Source organism: Fibrella aestuarina BUZ 2 (genome assembly GCF_000331105.1).
Lineage (GTDB): Bacteria > Bacteroidota > Bacteroidia > Cytophagales > Spirosomataceae > Fibrella > Fibrella aestuarina.
Map to the genome: position 1 here is coordinate 4,266,257 of NC_020054.1, position 16,680 is coordinate 4,282,936.

The 16,680-nt window shown below is 57.9% G+C and carries 16 protein-coding genes; 13 read left to right on the top strand and 3 right to left on the bottom strand.

From position 1 onward, the window contains the following. Positions 1–64: 64 nt before the first annotated feature. Positions 65–769 (bottom strand): esterase family protein, encoded by a 705-nt coding sequence (locus FAES_RS17450; protein ID WP_015332554.1) that lies wholly within the window; start codon positions 767–769, stop codon positions 65–67. 178 nt (positions 770–947) lie between these two features. Here FAES_RS17450 and FAES_RS17455 point away from each other — a divergent pair, with 178 nt between their 5' ends. From FAES_RS17455 to FAES_RS30760, 3 genes are all read left to right on the top strand, one after another. Continuing rightward, entirely contained in the window at positions 948–1,790 is an 843-nt protein-coding gene (locus tag FAES_RS17455) for an alpha/beta hydrolase (RefSeq protein ID WP_015332555.1), read from the top strand. Positions 1,791–1,892: 102 nt separating this feature from the next. Further along, complete coding sequence (locus FAES_RS17460) at positions 1,893–2,705, top strand: glycoside hydrolase family 16 protein (protein WP_015332556.1); 813 nt, start codon at positions 1,893–1,895, stop codon at positions 2,703–2,705. Between the two features lie 152 nt (positions 2,706–2,857). After that, complete coding sequence (locus FAES_RS30760; protein WP_015332557.1) at positions 2,858–3,388, top strand: hypothetical protein; 531 nt, start codon at positions 2,858–2,860, stop codon at positions 3,386–3,388. An 11-nt stretch (positions 3,389–3,399) separates the two neighbouring features. Here FAES_RS30760 and FAES_RS29115 read toward each other — a convergent pair whose 3' ends face one another. Then, positions 3,400–4,824, bottom strand: a complete 1,425-nt coding sequence (locus tag FAES_RS29115) for a sensor histidine kinase (protein WP_015332558.1) — start codon at positions 4,822–4,824, stop codon at positions 3,400–3,402. A 674-nt stretch (positions 4,825–5,498) separates the two neighbouring features. Then, the gene (locus FAES_RS17475; protein WP_015332559.1) at positions 5,499–7,163 is read right to left on the bottom strand and encodes a S8 family serine peptidase; all 1,665 of its coding nucleotides are present in this window, start codon (positions 7,161–7,163) and stop codon (positions 5,499–5,501) included. Between the two features lie 75 nt (positions 7,164–7,238). Here FAES_RS17475 and FAES_RS17480 point away from each other — a divergent pair, with 75 nt between their 5' ends. The 10 genes from FAES_RS17480 to FAES_RS17525 all read left to right on the top strand — a co-directional run bounded on the left by FAES_RS17480 (position 7,239) and on the right by FAES_RS17525 (position 16,642). Then, positions 7,239–7,772, top strand: coding sequence for a hypothetical protein (locus FAES_RS17480; protein ID WP_015332560.1), 534 nt, complete (start codon positions 7,239–7,241; stop codon positions 7,770–7,772). Next, entirely contained in the window at positions 7,772–8,428 is a 657-nt protein-coding gene (locus tag FAES_RS17485) for a hypothetical protein (RefSeq protein WP_015332561.1), read from the top strand. The genes FAES_RS17480 and FAES_RS17485 overlap by 1 nt, the downstream gene beginning before the upstream one ends. Next, positions 8,382–9,485: a sensor histidine kinase gene (locus FAES_RS17490; protein WP_148289392.1), complete on the top strand. Its 1,104-nt coding sequence runs from the start codon at positions 8,382–8,384 to the stop codon at positions 9,483–9,485. The genes FAES_RS17485 and FAES_RS17490 overlap by 47 nt, the downstream gene beginning before the upstream one ends. A gap of 138 nt (positions 9,486–9,623) precedes the next feature. Continuing rightward, complete coding sequence (locus FAES_RS17495) at positions 9,624–10,244, top strand: response regulator (RefSeq protein WP_015332563.1); 621 nt, start codon at positions 9,624–9,626, stop codon at positions 10,242–10,244. Between the two features lie 122 nt (positions 10,245–10,366). Further along, positions 10,367–11,323: a Kelch repeat-containing protein gene (locus FAES_RS17500; RefSeq protein ID WP_015332564.1), complete on the top strand. Its 957-nt coding sequence runs from the start codon at positions 10,367–10,369 to the stop codon at positions 11,321–11,323. Next, positions 11,256–11,801, top strand: coding sequence for a Kelch repeat-containing protein (locus tag FAES_RS17505; RefSeq protein ID WP_015332565.1), 546 nt, complete (start codon positions 11,256–11,258; stop codon positions 11,799–11,801). The genes FAES_RS17500 and FAES_RS17505 overlap by 68 nt, the downstream gene beginning before the upstream one ends. Positions 11,802–11,903: 102 nt before the next feature. Next, positions 11,904–12,572 carry a hypothetical protein gene (locus FAES_RS17510; RefSeq protein ID WP_041258052.1) on the top strand — a complete coding sequence of 223 codons (669 nt, stop codon included), beginning with the start codon at positions 11,904–11,906 and terminating at the stop codon, positions 12,570–12,572. A 686-nt stretch (positions 12,573–13,258) separates the two neighbouring features. Further along, complete coding sequence (locus FAES_RS17515; RefSeq protein ID WP_015332567.1) at positions 13,259–13,840, top strand: DUF4082 domain-containing protein; 582 nt, start codon at positions 13,259–13,261, stop codon at positions 13,838–13,840. A 129-nt stretch (positions 13,841–13,969) separates the two neighbouring features. Continuing rightward, positions 13,970–14,839 (top strand): thermonuclease family protein, encoded by an 870-nt coding sequence (locus FAES_RS17520; protein ID WP_015332568.1) that lies wholly within the window; start codon positions 13,970–13,972, stop codon positions 14,837–14,839. 75 nt (positions 14,840–14,914) lie between these two features. Next, complete coding sequence (locus FAES_RS17525; protein WP_015332569.1) at positions 14,915–16,642, top strand: alpha/beta hydrolase; 1,728 nt, start codon at positions 14,915–14,917, stop codon at positions 16,640–16,642. Positions 16,643–16,680 lie beyond the last annotated feature (38 nt).

Consider the following 16,680-nt stretch of genomic DNA (forward strand, 5'->3'; position numbering starts at 1 on the left):
GATGTAGGCGGGCCTGTTGGCGTTATTGGGCTGCTGATTTCAGCCTAGATATATTTCGGCTCGCTTAAATCCCGTTCAGATACTCCGGGAATTGCGACCGCCAAACGGGCCAGTCGTGCTCGCCCCAGGGTTTCACGTCGAGCCAGTGGTGGATGCCTTTTGCATTCAGGATGCCCGACATCTGAAGCGTCGAGGGCTTGCAGAAATCATATTCCGACGTACCCAGCACGATCCGCATCTGGTAGAGGTGCTCGTTCTGGGCGTTGGGTACGTAGTCGACGGGGTTGTTGAAGTACACGTTATCGTCGTAGTACCCGTCCATAAACGAGCGGATGTCGTATTTAGCCCCCATCGCCATCAGGTGCGCGACCTGATCGGGGTGGCGGAAGGCGTAGTTCAGCGCCTGAAACCCACCAAAGCTGCAACCCGCTACCCCAATCTTATCCACGTTACACTCGCGCTGGATGTAGGGCACCAGTTCTTCGCTGATGAAGCGATCGTAGAGCACGTGGTTCCAGATGCGGGTGCCGGGGTGCAGGTGTTTGGCATACCAGCTGTCTTTGTCGATACTGTCGATGCAGTACAACTTGATGTGCCCCGACTCGATGTGGCCCTGAATGGCGTCGATCAGTTTGAAGTCTTTGGCTTCGTAATACCGCCCCATCGTGGTCGGAAACAGCAGCACCGGGTACCCCCAATGGCCGTAGACGAGCATCTCGATGTCGCGCCCCAGCCGGTGTGAATAATACTTGATGTACGACTCTTGCATGGCGCAAAGATAGGGTAAGCGTCCCTGTTTCGCGCCCAAAGTTACGTAGCCGGGTCGCCCCGATGCCGCGCCACGTTGGCGACTGGTTCCGGCACGTCGGCCGGTGAACGCCGGACGGCACAGCACGAATGCCTACCTTTGTCCTGTGAAACTTGTACTTACTTTCTGTTTGTTGCTTATGCTTACCTCCGCAGCAGCCCAGCCGTCGGATTCGGTCACCGTACTGGCCGACGATTCGCTGGTGTCTGTCCCGCTGAATCGGGTCGTTCATCTGACGATCATTCTGCCCCCCCACTACACCACCACCGGCCCCGCCTACCCCGTTCTGTACCTCAACGACGGGCAGGACATTCCCCGGCTTAATCTAGCCCACGTGCTCGACTCGCTCTACGCCCGGCAGGCCATCCGGCCTTTTGTGCTGGTTGCTCCGCACGCCAACGCCGACCGTATTCAGGAATACGGCACCGCGGCCCGCGCCGACTACATGAACCGGGGCAGCAAAGCCGCCGCCTACACCGATTTTGTGCTGACCGAACTGCTGCCCCATGCCCGCAAGCAGTACCACGTCAGCCCCGACCCGGCCGGGGCGGCCATCGCCGGTTTTTCGCTGGGGGGGCTGTCGGCTTTCGACATTGCCTTTCATCACCCCGATCGGTTTAGCCGGGTGGGCGTGTTTTCGGGGTCGTTCTGGTGGCGGAAGAAGAAATTCAGCACCGATTCAGGCAGCGCCTACGACGACGATACCGACCGCATCATGCACAGCCTGATTCGGGAAAGCACCACCAAACCGCCGGTCCGTTTCTGGCTCCAAACCGGCACCAACGACGAAACATCCGACCGTAACAACAACGGCGTCATCGACTCCATCGACGATACCCTCGACATCATTAAGGAGCTGACGAAGAAGGGTTTCGCCCAACCCGCCGACATCCGGTACGTAGAGGTGCCCGGTGGCGAGCACAACCAACGTACCTGGAGCGAGATCATGCCCGATTTTCTGACGTGGGCGTTCGGGAAATAAATCTGCCGGTTGCTGTTGGCCCGTAGCGCAGCTGGGCGACGTATTACCGGTAAACAGCAACCGGCCAACGGTAAACCCTAACCAACAACCTCTTTTCCTCCCATGCATCCTTTCCTGCCCCTGACTCTTCTGTTGCTGGCCTGCGGCTCGGCGACGATCGACACCGCCCCTGGCACGCCCCCAACGCCCCCGGCCCGCAAGCTGGTGTGGGCCGACGAGTTTGACAAGGACGGCCTGCCCGATCCGGCCAAATGGGGGTACGATGTCGGGGGGAACGGCTGGGGCAACAACGAATTGCAGTATTACACCAGGGCCCGCGCCGAAAATGCCCGCGTCGAAAAAGGCAACCTGATCATTGAAGCGATCAAGGAACCGTATGAGGGCAAGGCCTACAGCTCGGCCCGGCTGCTGACCCAAAACACCGCCACCTGGACCTACGGGCGCGTGGAGGTGCGGGCCAAATTACCCGCCGGCCGGGGCACCTGGCCCGCCATCTGGATGCTGGGCAAAAACATTGCGACGGCGGGGTGGCCCCTTTGCGGCGAACTCGACATCATGGAACACGTTGGTTACGACCAGGACGTGATTCACGGCACGGCGCATACCCAGGCCTACAACCACGTAAAAGGCACCCAGAAAGAAGGCAAGACGACCATTGCCACCGCCACCAGCGATTTTCACGTTTACGCCATCGACTGGACCGCCGACACCATCGCCTTCTCCGTCGACAACCAGCCGTATTACAGCGTGAGCAAAAGCGCACTGGGTAGCCAACCCGCACAGTGGCCCTTCGATCAGCCCTTTTTTCTGATCCTGAACGTAGCCGTGGGCGGCAACTGGGGTGGCGCCAAAGGCGTCGACGAAACGATCTGGCCCCGCCGGATGGAAGTCGACTACGTGCGGGTGTATCAGTAACATGGGCAACGTACCCAGCCCGGCCATCTGGTTAATCCCTCAGATTCTGAACCGCTTACTTACTATTCGCTACCGATTCGACCATCGACAGGTCGTAAACCCCAGTTTTGTTATCGGCAACCGAGCTTCACACCGACCGGCTGCCCATCCAGATGACAACCCTTTTCTTGTTCCGTACGGCGCTGCTGCTTACCCTGGCCCTCAGCTGTTTACTAACTGCCTGCCAGAAAGGCGGCGGTGGCGACGTAGGTCCACAGGGCGTGGCCGGCCCCAAAGGCGATACGGGCGCTCAGGGACCCAAAGGTGACCCCGGCACCGCCAACGTGCTATACTCCCCCTGGATAGCGGTGACCTTTGCGGGCGGTGGTTCCACTTACACCGGTACTGTCACCGCACCGGCCATTACCCAGGACGTGCTCGACAAGGCCGATATCCGGGTGTACTGGAATGAAAATGGGCGCATTCTCTCGCTACCCTACGCCCAACTGATTGGCGGGGTTACCTACAGTATGCACCAACGATTCTACGTGGGCCGGATCGAGCTGGTGGCGAGCTATCCCCTCAGTGCGCAACAGATACGCTACGTGATCATTCCCGGCACGGTGCCCATCGGTGGCCGTAAAGCAGCCGCTGATCTCACCACTTACCAGGCCGTAAAGGCTTACTACCACCTTCCCGATTGACTCCCGGCCGCTCAGATGGCAACCTCGGTCGGCTGGGCAGCGGGGGAGTAAGAAGCGCCCAGATACGGCATAGCGAAGGTGCAGGTCGTACCGCGGCCCGGTTTAGAGTGGATCGTGAGCGTGCCGCCGAGGTCGCTAGCCCGCTGGTGTAGGCTGGCGAGGCCGTTACTCTGCGCAGGTACGTTGGCCGGGTCAAACCCGATGCCGTCGTCGGTCACCCGCAGGCATAGCTGCTGGTTGGTCAGTTGCAGACACACATCGACATTGCTGGCCTTGGCGTGGCGCAATACATTGTGCAATAACTCTTTATGAATCAGGTAAAGCTCCCGGCAAAGCTCATCGGGCAGCGGATTGGCCGCATCGAAATCGGGCAGATCGAGGTGCAGCTTCGTAAACTGATGCTCAAACAGGGCCTCAGCGGCTTCGCGCAGCCGGCAATCCAGTGGTTCAGGGGGCAATGCCGTCCCGGCGGCCTCGTCCACCGGTGCGCGCAAGCTCCAGACAATCTGTCGCATGTTGGCGAGCACCTGCCGCGCCGACTCGCCAATGAGCCGCAACAGCGCCCGGGCCTCTTCGGGGCGGGTGACCAGCTCGCGGTCGGCCGCCATGCTAAGCATGCTGATGCTGCTGAGGTCACCGCCCACGTCGTCGTGCAGGTCGCGGGCAATGTCGGCCCGGATGCGTTGCAATTGCAGTTGTTTACGCTCGTTTTCCCGCAGTTGCTCGATCAGTTTAGCCTGCATGACCAGCTGCTCCTGCTCCAGCTGACTGTTTCGCATGGAGATGCCCAGCGTGAAACAGAGCACCTCCAGCGCCACTCCGATCTGCATGTAGATGACCGGGAACGAAAACGGGTTGGTGGGATTACGGACAAAGATAGCGGGCAGAAAATTGATGGATAAGGCTACCAGACAGCCCATTACGAAGAAAAACGAGCCGACCACAAAGTACGTTACGATCGACTGCCGGAGCCAGACGATACGCGGCACTACGTAAAGCGCCGCCAGCGCCATCAGGATGCGGCCCGCGGTATAAAGCGCTGACCGAACCGGAATGGATACGTCGGACAGCAGCAGGATGCCATCGAGCAACAGGTAGCCCACCAGCAGGCCCAATATACCCTGTAGCACCCGGTAGCTCGTTGGGTCGTTCCGTTTTACGTCCATCAGCTGCATGGTAAACCGGACGTACAGCATCAGCGCCAGCGATTCCGATAAAACAATGTCGAACCGTTGGCCGGGTTGGTAGTGCGGGTTCTGATACCCATGATCGACTAGCCTAAACGTACAAACCATGCAGCCGATGTAAAACGCGTATTGCCAGTAAATAGCCTTACGGTGCTGCGCAAACGACAACAGCGCATAGACCGCCATCATGGCCAGCATGCCATCCAGAAACAGGCGCAGTTGCGGGTACGTAACAAGGCAGGCAGTCATTCAATAGTGGTTAACAAGGACACACAAACCGGCCAGAATGGGCTAACGAATAGGGAAGATAGCGGTAAACTACTTAATCACAAAAGCATTTTAAGTTTGCGTAAAAATACGTAGTTATCGCGTAGTTTTCCTTTACCTTATGCCCCCCTACACGCAGCCGGTTCCCCTCCCTACCTCGCCCATAGCGACTTCTATTTTCATGAATACATGATCTGACCATACAGGCATTGACAACGCTCAGGGTCTGGATACGGCCAAAGGCCAATCGCTCTGGAACTTGGCTTCCTTGCTGAGAGAGGCAACGTCGAACAGGACTGCACGGCTCAGCCAAGTTTTGGTCATAACGACGCGACAGGTACGTGCTCAGCAGTTGGGTAGCCCCGCCGATTCTGTCAACGTCAGGCGTCATTTGGAGGCTGTTCCACAACACTCCTCCCTTATTCGTGGTAGCGCTACCCGGTGCGTTGCCGCTGTCTCGGCGCTGGTCAGCACAAAACCCAACCGCCCCGGCCGCCTTCAGGGCCAGGGACATCCGGGAGCTATCCCCTTATTTGGGGAGGTTGCGGGGCTCGATATGCATCACCTTTGCAATGGTGCGTGGTTCATCAAACTAAACGTAAACAGACCACACGCCGAGCGTATGGAACGAGTCAGTGCTTCCTCAGGCGGATATGCTACACACCACCGGCGAATTGCTCCAACAAAGCCCCCAGATTAGGAAATTTGACCGCTCCATGCAGACTCACAGGACTTTGTGTGGTATTGCCTTGTGCTGCCCCTCGGAGAAGCCGTCGGACCGATAGGGCGGTCAAACCAGACTGCTTCGCTTTCAGATAGACTATGAAGCCAGCTAGTAGCGCTGAAGCCCCCGATGTCATGCCAAAACTAGATAGGTACCCGTTGTTGGTATCCGTGGTTTTTAGGCCTTCACCTGGGGCGACGCAATCGATCCGGGTGCCGAAACTGCTACTGTTTACCCATTTTGAGGCCTTGACCGTTGCGGCGCCAACCACGATCGCGCCTGAGTCTGGCGACACGAGCTGCGAAGGGTCTGAAGGGAGTTGATTGCTGACGTAACGGGCGCGATGAATGATCTGCCCCTCAGCCAGTCTGCCTGTGGGTGAGTAGTTCGCCTCATAATCGACTGTGTCGGTCGGATTGATGCGGCGTTGTTGAGTAGCGAAATACCGATCAAGTGCATCCAGATCAAGGGAGCTATTGCCGGCCGGCTCAACGATAGTTAACCCCAGTTCGTTGGTTGCCAGCCAGATAAGGTCGTAGCAAGCCTGATCGGTATCAAGCGGGTAATAGGTAGTGCCTGCTCCCGACGGAAACAATACATCTAACTTATGCAGTTGGACGAGGGCTAGTTCCAGCAGGATAACGTCGTTGGCGGTGGCGGCGTCAAAGGCGTGGGCCAACGCATCGTCGATGCGGGTCAGCCCAGCGTCATCGTAGGCAGAATATAAGTTCACCGCTACGCCAGGGACAACTCCTTTTACAATTGAATCGTCGCCAATGAGTACGCCCAAGACACGGCAACCATGCGGAATAAGAGCCTCGGGCACCGAATCTGTTGCCGGAAACCGGATGCTGCGTTGATCAAGGGTCAACCGATGATTATACGCCCGATGGGGTGACCAGCCCTGATCGACAATATGCAAACGGGAAGAGGAATCTGCGGGGAACGGCGTATTGGGTACGTTCAGTAGGCTTCGAAAATCAGTGGGATTCGTCGCCGTGGAAGGTCGGCTACCGGCCCCGACGAATTCACCGCGCACGTAGGCCAGTTCAAGGAGCGGAGCCTTTGTTTTACCATCTGGGGTAAACGCCTGTAGCGCCTTTTCCAACTCTACGGCTCTATCCAAGGGGCAGACTACCTTAAAGTAAGTAAACGGATTAGCCGACTGGAGTGGTACGCTATCCATACGGGTTACCTTGTAGCCTGACTTCATTCGGTTTGGCTGGTTGTAGGCTCGTTCCAGTAGCTTTAACAAAAGCGAAGGCTCCGTATGATTTAGCAGCGGCACAAGGGTTCCACCAGTGGCCGATACATATTGCCAAAACTCGCCAATGCCGACAGGCTTATAGTCGTCGAGCTGTCCATAAAAGACGCGCGCAAACTGAGAGCTTACCAAGTAATCAACGGATAAGCGGAATGAAGCCTTGACGCCCGAGTGAGCTGACTGTTCGACAGGAAATACGTCCACCAAAGAAACGGCCTCCTGGAATTTGATGACAACGGTTGCCAGGGTTTCGGTAGCGGTTCCGGCGGTTGGCTGGGCGTCGTCATCCGCACGATCGGAGACTGGAGGAAAAGGGATGGGTGGCTGAGGCATAAGTACATACCTTTAGGTAAATCACCCAAAAGATATACACACCTTTACTGGATAAATTTTTAAATTACTATTCGTATGAAAGAAGCAGAAAAAAGCTGTAATGGAGCGGATTTTATCGATAATCCGCTGAATGGTGGCCTGGTAAAGATTACCAAATCACTGGCTGACGAGTATGCAACCAACTATCAACGCCTGATCGGTATCCTGGCGAGTGATGACCCAACAGCAGGCGGAAGCTTACCCCCTGATTTGTTGAAACGGACGTTAGCCATCCACGGCTATTACGTCGGGAAGGAGCAACTCTCGTGCCTACTTGACCATGCGTTTGGGTCGTTCAGAGGCATTCAACTACAGCTGGGGCTGACGCAGCATCCGATTGACGGCGAAACCGTTGGCAACCTGGTTTATCTCATCGGCGGACTGTACAATGGCGACCGGCCAACGCCAGCGTCTTATCAGCCGGAGATAGCCACCGCCTCGGAGACCACCGACTGGCAACCCGCTTTGTTTGGTAATGACGTGTATATAGCGGGTCGGATGCCGCTGGTTCAGCAGCCAGACCCACCCGTTCACCAAAATCCACCGTATGGCTCCTCTACTGTTGAGTGATGACCACTACGTTATCCTACATCATCCTCTACGTTGGCACCTACTCCCGATTGCTGTCGGTGGGCGCGGCTCTCTGGAACTGGCCCTTCCTGCGCGGCGGCGTTCGGTTGTTCGCCCTACTGGAAATGATTGGTCTTGGCTTCACAGTGTATTCGACCTTGACGTTTTCAGACGGAAACAACGCGTATCTGAATTTTTTGAGCGTGGCCGTTGATGCCCTGTTTATGAGCCTGATGTATGGCCCGCTGATGCCCACCGTTGGGCTTCGGCGGGCCGTTTGGCTCTTCGGCCCGTTGTTTGCCGTCGCTACAGGAGCCGACTACTGGTGGGGTGAAGGGCGTCAGCAGCTAGGAGCCAATTATATTTCAGCGCTTGAATGTGGACTGGTTTCGATCATCATCTTACTGTATCTAAACCACTTGCTTCGGCAAGATCGCGTGTCTTTACGGCGGGAGCCAATCGCAATCATCAGTGTCTGCTTGCTGGTAATCAGCCTGATTGCCTTGCCCATCTATCTGTTTAGCCCCGCCCTGATGAGCTACTCGATGACATTGACGCTACGGGCCTACGACCTGATGTTCTTAAGTGCCTTCTTTGCCCATACTGGCTATGCCTACGCGTTCTGGTTCACTCGTTCACAGGCAGTTGCTGCTTAAGGTCAGCGTGGTGGCGGCTTTGCTCGGCCTGCCCTTCCCCCATCTTGGCCAATCGTTACGAGTCACGATAAACGGGCAAGCTATCGAGCGCCGTGACTGGCTCAGCATGGCCGTTCTACGGCTACCCAGCCGCGAGACAAGCCTGACGATTCAGTTACTTCCCGGCGAGCAGACGGCTCTTTATGAATACCGGCTCATCCAACGGCGTACGGCAAACTGGCAATCGTTCAGAGGCGCGCATACTGTCCAGTACCACAACCTATCAGGCGATGAATACCAGTTTCAGGTACGTCAGTTGAGGGGGGCGCTTCTCATCCAGCGGCGGATTCTGATCGAGAACCTGCTCTGGCAACGGTGGTGGTTTGCCCCATCGCTGTTTTTGTATGGCCTGTTGGTGATGGGCGTAGTTGGTTTTCTGTTTTATCGCTACCGCATCCGGCAGTTTATGCGGATGCAGCTTATCCGTGACCGGATTGCTCGCGACCTCCACGACGACATGGGCAGCTACCTCAGCAGCATCTCCATCCTGAGCGCCGCCCTGCCCGCCGACCCCGCCCGCGCCAAACAGAACCTCGACCGCATTGGGCAAACCGCCCGGCAGGTGATGGATGCCATGAGCGATATTGTCTGGAGCATCAACCCCACCCAGGATACCATGCAGCAGGTGCTCGACCGCATGAAGCAGGTAGCCGACGAGCTATTCGGCTCGACCGACACCGCCGTAGTGTTTTCAGTCGAGCCGGGTGTCGATGCCCTCAGCCTGCCGCTGGAGCGGCGCCGCGACTTTTTTCTAATCTACAAAGAAGCCCTCACCAACGCGGCCCGCTACGCGGCGGCCAGTCAGGTACAGGTACGTCTCGATCGCCAGCAGAGCCTGCTACGGCTGCGTATCAGCGACAACGGGCATGGCTTTGACCCGGCCCATGCTACCCACCGGCCCGGGGGCGGGAATGGGCTGAAGAACCTCCAGGTACGTGCCGGGGCGCTGTCAGGTACGTTGTCGGTGGAGTCGGCACCGGGGCAGGGCACGCGGGTGGTGCTGACGCTGCCGCTTTGAACGTACTGATTCAACGCCTATGTACTGTGCGCTACCGGAAGGCAAACCTGCTTACCTTCGGGTCGGCTTATCCCCCTCTTTGGGGAGTTCAACGTATGTTCAGGTATTTATCTTTGAGGCACATAACACACTACCCATATGGCCGTCCGCACCGCTATTTTTGAAGACAACATGCCCCTGCGCGAGGCACTTTCCTTTCTGATCGAAGCCACCGACGGGTTTGACCTGCTGGGGGCCTTCGGCGATTGCCTCTCTGCCGAAAAACAGGTAGGTACGTTGCAACCCGACGTGGTGCTAATGGACATCGACCTGCCGGGCCGCAGTGGCATCGACGCCGTTCGGAGCCTGCACGAGCGGTATAGTCACGTAGATGTATTGATGCTCACCGTGTTCGATGATGATGACCGGGTGTTTGAGGCTATCCGGGCGGGGGCTACGGGGTATTTGTTGAAGAAAACACCCCCGTCCCGCATCCTGGAGGCCATCCAGGAGGTCTATGACGGCGGCGCGCCTATGTCGCCCGCCATTGCCCGGCGGGTAATGGAGGCCATGCAGCACCGGCCAAACCCTAATCTGGCCGACCTCACTCCCCGAGAAAGCGAGGTGCTGACGCTGCTGGCCAAAGGCAATAGCTACAAAATGGTCGGGGCCGAGCTAGGCATCACCGTCGAGACGACCCGTACCCACGTGAAGCGCATTTACGAGAAGCTTCACGTCCACTCCGTCGCCGAAGCCTTGGCCAAGTACCACGGCAAGTAAGCAGCTTACCCCGCTTACCGAAGCCAACAAACCCAATACGTATCCCCTTTTTTGGGGACGCGCGGCGGCTGGCGGTGGTGGAGCTTTGACCCAACCAAAACGGGTTACCGCCGCACCACGCCATGAACCGCTATTACTCCTCGTCAGTAGGGCTGGGTCTGTTACTGATTCTAGGCCTGAGCTTGCAAAACTGCAAGAAAGACGACCCCGCCACCCCAACCGGCCCCGCGAGTGGCACCACTACGCCAGGTACGTCGACAACGGCTACGACCAAGAGCACCGGCCCCGTGCTGCTCACCGACCCTGTCGTTAGTAACGTGGGCAGTTTTTCGGCCCGCATCACCGCCGTCATCAACGGCAACGGGGGCGAGGCCATTACCGGCCACAAGTTATTCGTGGTTCAGACCGCGTCCCAACGCCTGGACAACCAGTATGAACTGGGAGCGACCAGCGGCCCCTTTCCGCTGACGATTACGCAGGCAGTGACGGGCCTCGCCGCCAACACCAACTACACGGTCTACTTCACGGCCACCAACAAAGTAGCGGTGGTGCAGCGAGCAACGACCTTCACGACCACGACCATCGCCTCAACCACGACGGCACCCAATGGTAACGCCGTTACCGTCAAAGCGCCTTTCCCCGGGCAGACCCGCCGCCTGGCGCGCATTTTTACGCTGGCCAATAAGCTGTATGTGTTAGGCGGGTGGGACCAAACGCAATCCGCGGCGGCTGACCTGACCGATCTGTGGCAGTATGACCCCGCCACCGACAAATGGAGCGCAAAAGCCGCCCTTCAGGTTCCCAACGCACTCCGGCTCGATTATACCCTGCCGATTATGCTGATCGACGGGCAGGCTCATGCCCTGGTCACCGTCCAGACTGGCACTACGGCCAGCACCCGCACCTCGTTTATCTACACCTACGACCCCACCACCAATAAATGGACGGCCAAAGGGCAAGCTCCGTTTGTTGGTTCGTGGCGAACGGTGATGAGCCTCAACGGCAAAGGGTATGCTGTGGGGGGGTGGCGATCAGCTCAACACGCCCTTATCCGTCGGGAAGCAGGTGTGGCAGTATGATCCCACTACCGACAAATGGGCCCGCCGGAACGACTTTCCGGGTGAGGCGCGGTATGGCGGGTTTGGCACCACCCACAACAACAAAGGCTATCTGATCGGTGGTACGGGGCTCAACGGGATGCTGGCCGACCTGTGGGAATACAACGATGCCACCGATAGCTGGACGCAAAAAGCAGCGCCCCCTACTATCATCAGCAGTGGCGCGTTTAGCGGGAAAGCGTTTCTGGTCGGGGACAAACTGACCTTCACCCAGTTCGCCGACAACTATTATACCTACAATTTCACGACCCAGGCGTGGTCGACGGCACCCGCACCAGATGCCATCTACAAATCGGCGCTGGGTGGTACGGGCTGCACCGTCTATGAGTACCTCACCGAATCCAGCGGGGCTAATGTGTATCTGTTCCATCAGTACCGCTCGGTAGCGGGTACACCCTGCCTGAATCTGATGGGGCAGCTCTGGCAATACACCCCCTGATACGGCCTGGTCAGCCAAATCGCCCCCGGCTTATGCACGCTCCTTACCATGTATGTCTCAGCAACAGGGCTGAGGCCCTTTCACACCAAACCAATCAATCGCATGAACACGTCTCGATTTTCCCTGGTCACTATAGCCGTCAGCCTGCTGCTTGGCAGCCTCACGGGTTGTAAAAAAGCCGACGACCCCACGAAAGGCTTATCGGCCAAAATTCAGTCGATCATCCCGCAGGCCGATATCGATAAGCTGCGGCAACGGGGCATGATCATCAACGAGGGGTCGCAGCCGCCCAACATCGAGGGCATTTTTGCGTCGTCGCCCCACACGCTCGTCAGTCCCTACGACACCGACTCCTACGGGGCTGGGTACGTTTTCAACGACCTCACGATCCGCTTTTCAAAGCAAAATACCGCCGATCAGACGGCGGTGGTCGACATCAAGAATGCCGGATCAACGGGCACGGGGGTGGGCGGTTTTCTGGCCGGTAACGGCAACCAGTTTACGTTTTTCGCCGAGATCGACCTGGTCGATGGGAGCGCCACGGCCAAGCAGGTTCGCATTTTTTCGGGCGAAATCACCAGCGCAGGCATCAAGAATTTTTACACCACCCTGCTAATGAAAAGCAAAAACGACCCGACAGACCGGCTCATTCCGGTGGGGGCCGCCCGGGTGATTAAAGACGGCGACGGCCTGGCCAGCAAACAGAGCAGCTTCCGCCTGAACGCCGCCGCGCAGCCCAAAGTACTCACTGCCGACGACGCAACGCGGTAGTAGCCAGCGTTGCCGCGCTGGCCCGTGTCTTCTCGACTCCCAGCCCCCTGCATCCCCCATTTTGGGGGCGCATGGGGGACGTCACCTACCGACTTTTGGCTTACTCAAACCCGGCTTTCCGCCTCTCCACACCCTGATCACTCGTTTCAATCATTCGTTTACGCCCAGCGACCAATAAAGACGGCCCCAACAAGGCGTGTGAAAGCAAGCTACCGTGAAACCGCAAACGAGTCATCCAATTAAAAACGAACGCCTTACAATTCAACGCACGCTTAAACGCACGGACGGCCATGGCGAATCTGCTTATTTTCAATCGCGCGGCTCAATTAGTATCCTTTCACCCTGAGTGAGTCGACGGATGCACGAAATGTCCTGGGCCAAACGACCAGCTCACGTGGTGGGTGCCAGGCTTTCTGGTTCGTGCTATTGCCAGCCCAATCGCGACTTAAAGCAGTGCTAAATCGATCAATGTCTTTGCCTTCAACGGCCTCAGCATCGACAACAACGGTACGCTTTAACTGGGCGAATGGGGCAAACGAACGGGCCAAGTGGTGATGGTCAGGTACGTTACCATATGCCCCGAACCGTTGGCATAGCCCAACGTGCCTTTGGGTAAAAGACCCAACCGATTCGGCAGCCCCTCTTCTAGTTTAACGACCTGTCTATCAACGCAAAAACGCAACACCATGAAAGCCATCGGTATCAGTTTAATTTGCCTCCTGAGCTTCGCTGGGCTAACCGCCTGCAAAAAAAGCGATGCCACCAAACCCGTTGAAAACACCATCACTTCGTTTATAACGAGTGAAACGGCCCTCACGGCCGGTACCCGTGCATCAGGGCCGTGGGAATTGGGGCTTGTGTTCAGTGCTTCCGTAGCGGGTAAGATTACGCAGGTCGGCGCGAAGATGCCCGAGCCAGGTACGTACCGCGTTATTATCTGGGATTTTGACAGCAAGCAATTGCTTCGGCAAAAGACCATTGAGCAAACCTCGCCCGACAAGCTGACGCTGGATGGTATCGATGCGCTGGCACTGACCGCGAATAAAAAATACGTTATCAGCATCAACAGCCAATCGGCGGGGACCAACAAGAAATACGGGTTTGTCTATAAAACCAACAGCGCTGAATTCATGCCCTTCACGAAAGGCAGCATCCTGGTGTACAACGCCTGCTACAGCGGCGTGGCGACGGCAACGTTTCCGAACACCACCCCCAATGTGAAATACGAAATGTACGGCTTCCCCGAATTCACCTTCATCCCCGACTGAGGGTAAGCGTAGCGGGCCGACAAACCATGTCGGCCTGCAACCGTAACGTTGGCCCACTCGCTCAACGCAACGTTCAGTTCATCCTGTTTCTGGGTACGTTTACAAGCACACAATCAAGCTACCACCCCCATGGCGCTCGCGTATTATCAGGCCCTTCATGGCTCATTTGTTATCGTCGGCAAATCGCCCGATGGTGATTCGGTGCGGTTCATCGCCGACAACCCCGCCGGTTACCAGTCTATCTACCGGGCCTACCGGATCGAGCCAGCCCGCGACGGCAGCGTGCAACTGCGCTTCGAGGGAATCGACGCGCCCGAGGTCCACTACGGCAAAGCGGCCCAGCCACTGGGTAACGCCGTGCGCGATAGCCTGCTGGCCCGGCTGGGTTTTACCAACGTCGTCATCAATCCGAATGAGACGGTCCTCTCGGCTACCCCCGACCGGATTTCCGGCTGGATCCTGACCAAAGGCGTCGATGCCAACGGCCGCCCCATCGCCTACGTCCTGCCCGATACCGCAACCCTCACCGACGGCGAAGCTACCCTGGTCGATGAAGCCCTGCTGAAGCAGACGATCAATCACGAACTGACGGTGCGTGGGCTGGTCTACTACACTGTGTATACGTCTACACCCGCCTTGCACCGCCACGTATTGCGGGCTGCCGCCGCCGAAGCCCGGGCCAACCTGCTGGGCGTCTGGGCGGTCGACTGCACCAGCCGCTACCGCCTCGAAAGCCAGGCCGACCTTGAACCCGGCGAGCAGGGGCAGCTCATCCTGCCAAAGCTGTTCCGGCGATCGACGGATTTTTTGAAAAAACCCGATGGGGCCGAAAACCTCAAAGACTGGCTCCTGAGCAAAGCGACCGGCTCGCGCCCCGAAGACGACCTTGTGCTGATCTGTGGGCATATCGAAGTGCCGCTGAGCCAGCTGGTTGTGCAACAAAACCAATACGTACTCTTCCAGGCCGATACGCTCGATATCGTGTTTGTGGAGAAGTAGCGCATCCCCGTTGGCCAACCGCCGCTGGCGTGTATTTTTACCTGGGCCACGTCGCAACGTCGTGGCCCAGGTCTTATGCAACGTACCTATACTCTGCTCCTCTGCCTGTTTGCCCTGGTCGCGCAGGCACAGCCTACCTTTACCGTTTCGTTTCCCGCCAGTACCACCACCGTTCCGCTCGACGGGCGGGTGTTGCTCATCCTGGCCAAGACCAACACCCCCGAACCCCGGCAGCAGGTGAGCGACGCCGTGGAAACGGCGCAACTGGTTGGGCTGGACGTCGACGGGCTCAAGCCGGGGCAGGCCGCCACGCTGGATGCCAGCGCCTTTGGTTACCCCAAACGCAGCCTGCGCGAACTGCCCCCCGGCGACTATTACGTGCAGGCCGTGCTCCACCGCTACGAAACATTCCGGGTAAAAAATGGCCCCAACGGCACGCGCCGTACCGTGAAGCTGCCAATGGACCGGGGCGAAGGCCAAAACTGGCGCACGGCCCCCGGCAACCTCTTCAGCCGGCCACAGCGCATCACGATCCGGGCGGGGCAAAAACAGACCTTTCCGGTGCGGCTGGATCAGGTGAACCCGCCCATTGAAGCGCCGAAAGACACCCGGTTCATCAAGCATATCCGCATCCAGAGCCCCCGCCTGACCGAGTTTTGGGGCCGCCCCATGTACCTGGGTGCGCACGTGCTGCTGCCCGCTGGTTTCAACGAGCACCCCGAGGCGCGCTACCCGCTCTGCCTGTTTCATGGCCACTTCCCGGCCGATTTCGACGGGTTCAGCGAAACTCCGCCGCCCGCCAACATGGACACCACCGATTATACCGAGCGGTTCAACCTGCGGGGGTACAAGAAAATCGTGGCGCAGGAGGCCTACGATTTTTACCGAAAGTGGACAAGCCCCGGCTTCCCGCGCATGCTCATCGTAGAAATCCAGCACGCCAATCCGTATTACGACGACTCCTACGCGGTCAACTCCGAAAACCTCGGCCCCTACGGCGACGCCATCATGTATGAACTGCTGCCCGAAATTGAGCGGCAGTTCCGGGGCATCGGGCAGGGTTGGGCGCGGTTTACCTACGGCGGCAGCACCGGCGGCTGGGAGGCGCTGGCGGCGCAGGTCTTTTACCCCGACGCCTTCAACGGTTGTTTTGCGGCCTGTCCCGACCCTATTGCTTTCGATGCCTACACCGTCTTCAACCTCTACAAAGACAAGAACGCCTATTACACGGAAGGGCCCTTCCGCCGAACGCCCCGGCCCAGCCAGCGCAACTACCTGGGGCAGGTAAAGGTAACGATGGCCGAGACCAACCACCGCGAACTGGCCCTGGGTACCCACTCCCGCTCGGGCGATCAGTTCGATATCTGGGAGGCGGTCTATTCCCCCGCCGGCCCCGATGGCTACCCCAAACGCATCTGGAACAAAGAAACCGGTGTGATCGACAGCAGCGTGGCGGCCTACTGGCGCGAGCATTTCGACCTACTTCATATCCTGCGCCGCGACTGGAAGACCCTTGGCCCGAAGCTGACCGGCAAGATTCATATCTACTGCGGCGATATGGATAACTTTTACCTCAACAACGCAGTCTACCTCATGGACGACTTCCTGAAAACCGTGCAGAACCCACCCGCCCACAGCACCGTAGCCTACGGCGACCGCTTTGAACACTGCTGGAACGGCGACCCCAACGTACCCAACTACATCAGCCGTCTGCGCTACAACACCCTGTACATTGACCAGATTATGAAACGGATAACCGACAGCCACCCACCCGGCGCCGACCTCACAAGCTGGCGTTACTAGCCAGCCACACGCCGATTTATTGCTATTTTTGGCCCCAT

Bases quoted from the DNA above. Each gene is read 5' to 3' on its own strand.
- FAES_RS17450 (WP_015332554.1), bottom strand. From the start codon at position 769: ATGCAAGAGTCGTACATCAAGTATTATTCACACCGGCTGGGGCGCGAC.
- FAES_RS17455 (WP_015332555.1), top strand. From the start codon at position 948: ATGCTTACCTCCGCAGCAGCCCAGCCGTCGGATTCGGTCACCGTACTG.
- FAES_RS17460 (WP_015332556.1), top strand. From the start codon at position 1,893: ATGCATCCTTTCCTGCCCCTGACTCTTCTGTTGCTGGCCTGCGGCTCG.
- FAES_RS30760 (WP_015332557.1), top strand. From the start codon at position 2,858: ATGACAACCCTTTTCTTGTTCCGTACGGCGCTGCTGCTTACCCTGGCC.
- FAES_RS29115 (WP_015332558.1), bottom strand. From the start codon at position 4,824: ATGACTGCCTGCCTTGTTACGTACCCGCAACTGCGCCTGTTTCTGGAT.
- FAES_RS17475 (WP_015332559.1), bottom strand. From the start codon at position 7,163: ATGCCTCAGCCACCCATCCCTTTTCCTCCAGTCTCCGATCGTGCGGAT.
- FAES_RS17480 (WP_015332560.1), top strand. From the start codon at position 7,239: ATGAAAGAAGCAGAAAAAAGCTGTAATGGAGCGGATTTTATCGATAAT.
- FAES_RS17485 (WP_015332561.1), top strand. From the start codon at position 7,772: ATGACCACTACGTTATCCTACATCATCCTCTACGTTGGCACCTACTCC.
- FAES_RS17490 (WP_148289392.1), top strand. From the start codon at position 8,382: ATGCCTACGCGTTCTGGTTCACTCGTTCACAGGCAGTTGCTGCTTAAG.
- FAES_RS17495 (WP_015332563.1), top strand. From the start codon at position 9,624: ATGGCCGTCCGCACCGCTATTTTTGAAGACAACATGCCCCTGCGCGAG.
- FAES_RS17500 (WP_015332564.1), top strand. From the start codon at position 10,367: ATGAACCGCTATTACTCCTCGTCAGTAGGGCTGGGTCTGTTACTGATT.
- FAES_RS17505 (WP_015332565.1), top strand. From the start codon at position 11,256: ATGCTGTGGGGGGGTGGCGATCAGCTCAACACGCCCTTATCCGTCGGG.
- FAES_RS17510 (WP_041258052.1), top strand. From the start codon at position 11,904: ATGAACACGTCTCGATTTTCCCTGGTCACTATAGCCGTCAGCCTGCTG.
- FAES_RS17515 (WP_015332567.1), top strand. From the start codon at position 13,259: ATGAAAGCCATCGGTATCAGTTTAATTTGCCTCCTGAGCTTCGCTGGG.
- FAES_RS17520 (WP_015332568.1), top strand. From the start codon at position 13,970: ATGGCGCTCGCGTATTATCAGGCCCTTCATGGCTCATTTGTTATCGTC.
- FAES_RS17525 (WP_015332569.1), top strand. From the start codon at position 14,915: ATGCAACGTACCTATACTCTGCTCCTCTGCCTGTTTGCCCTGGTCGCG.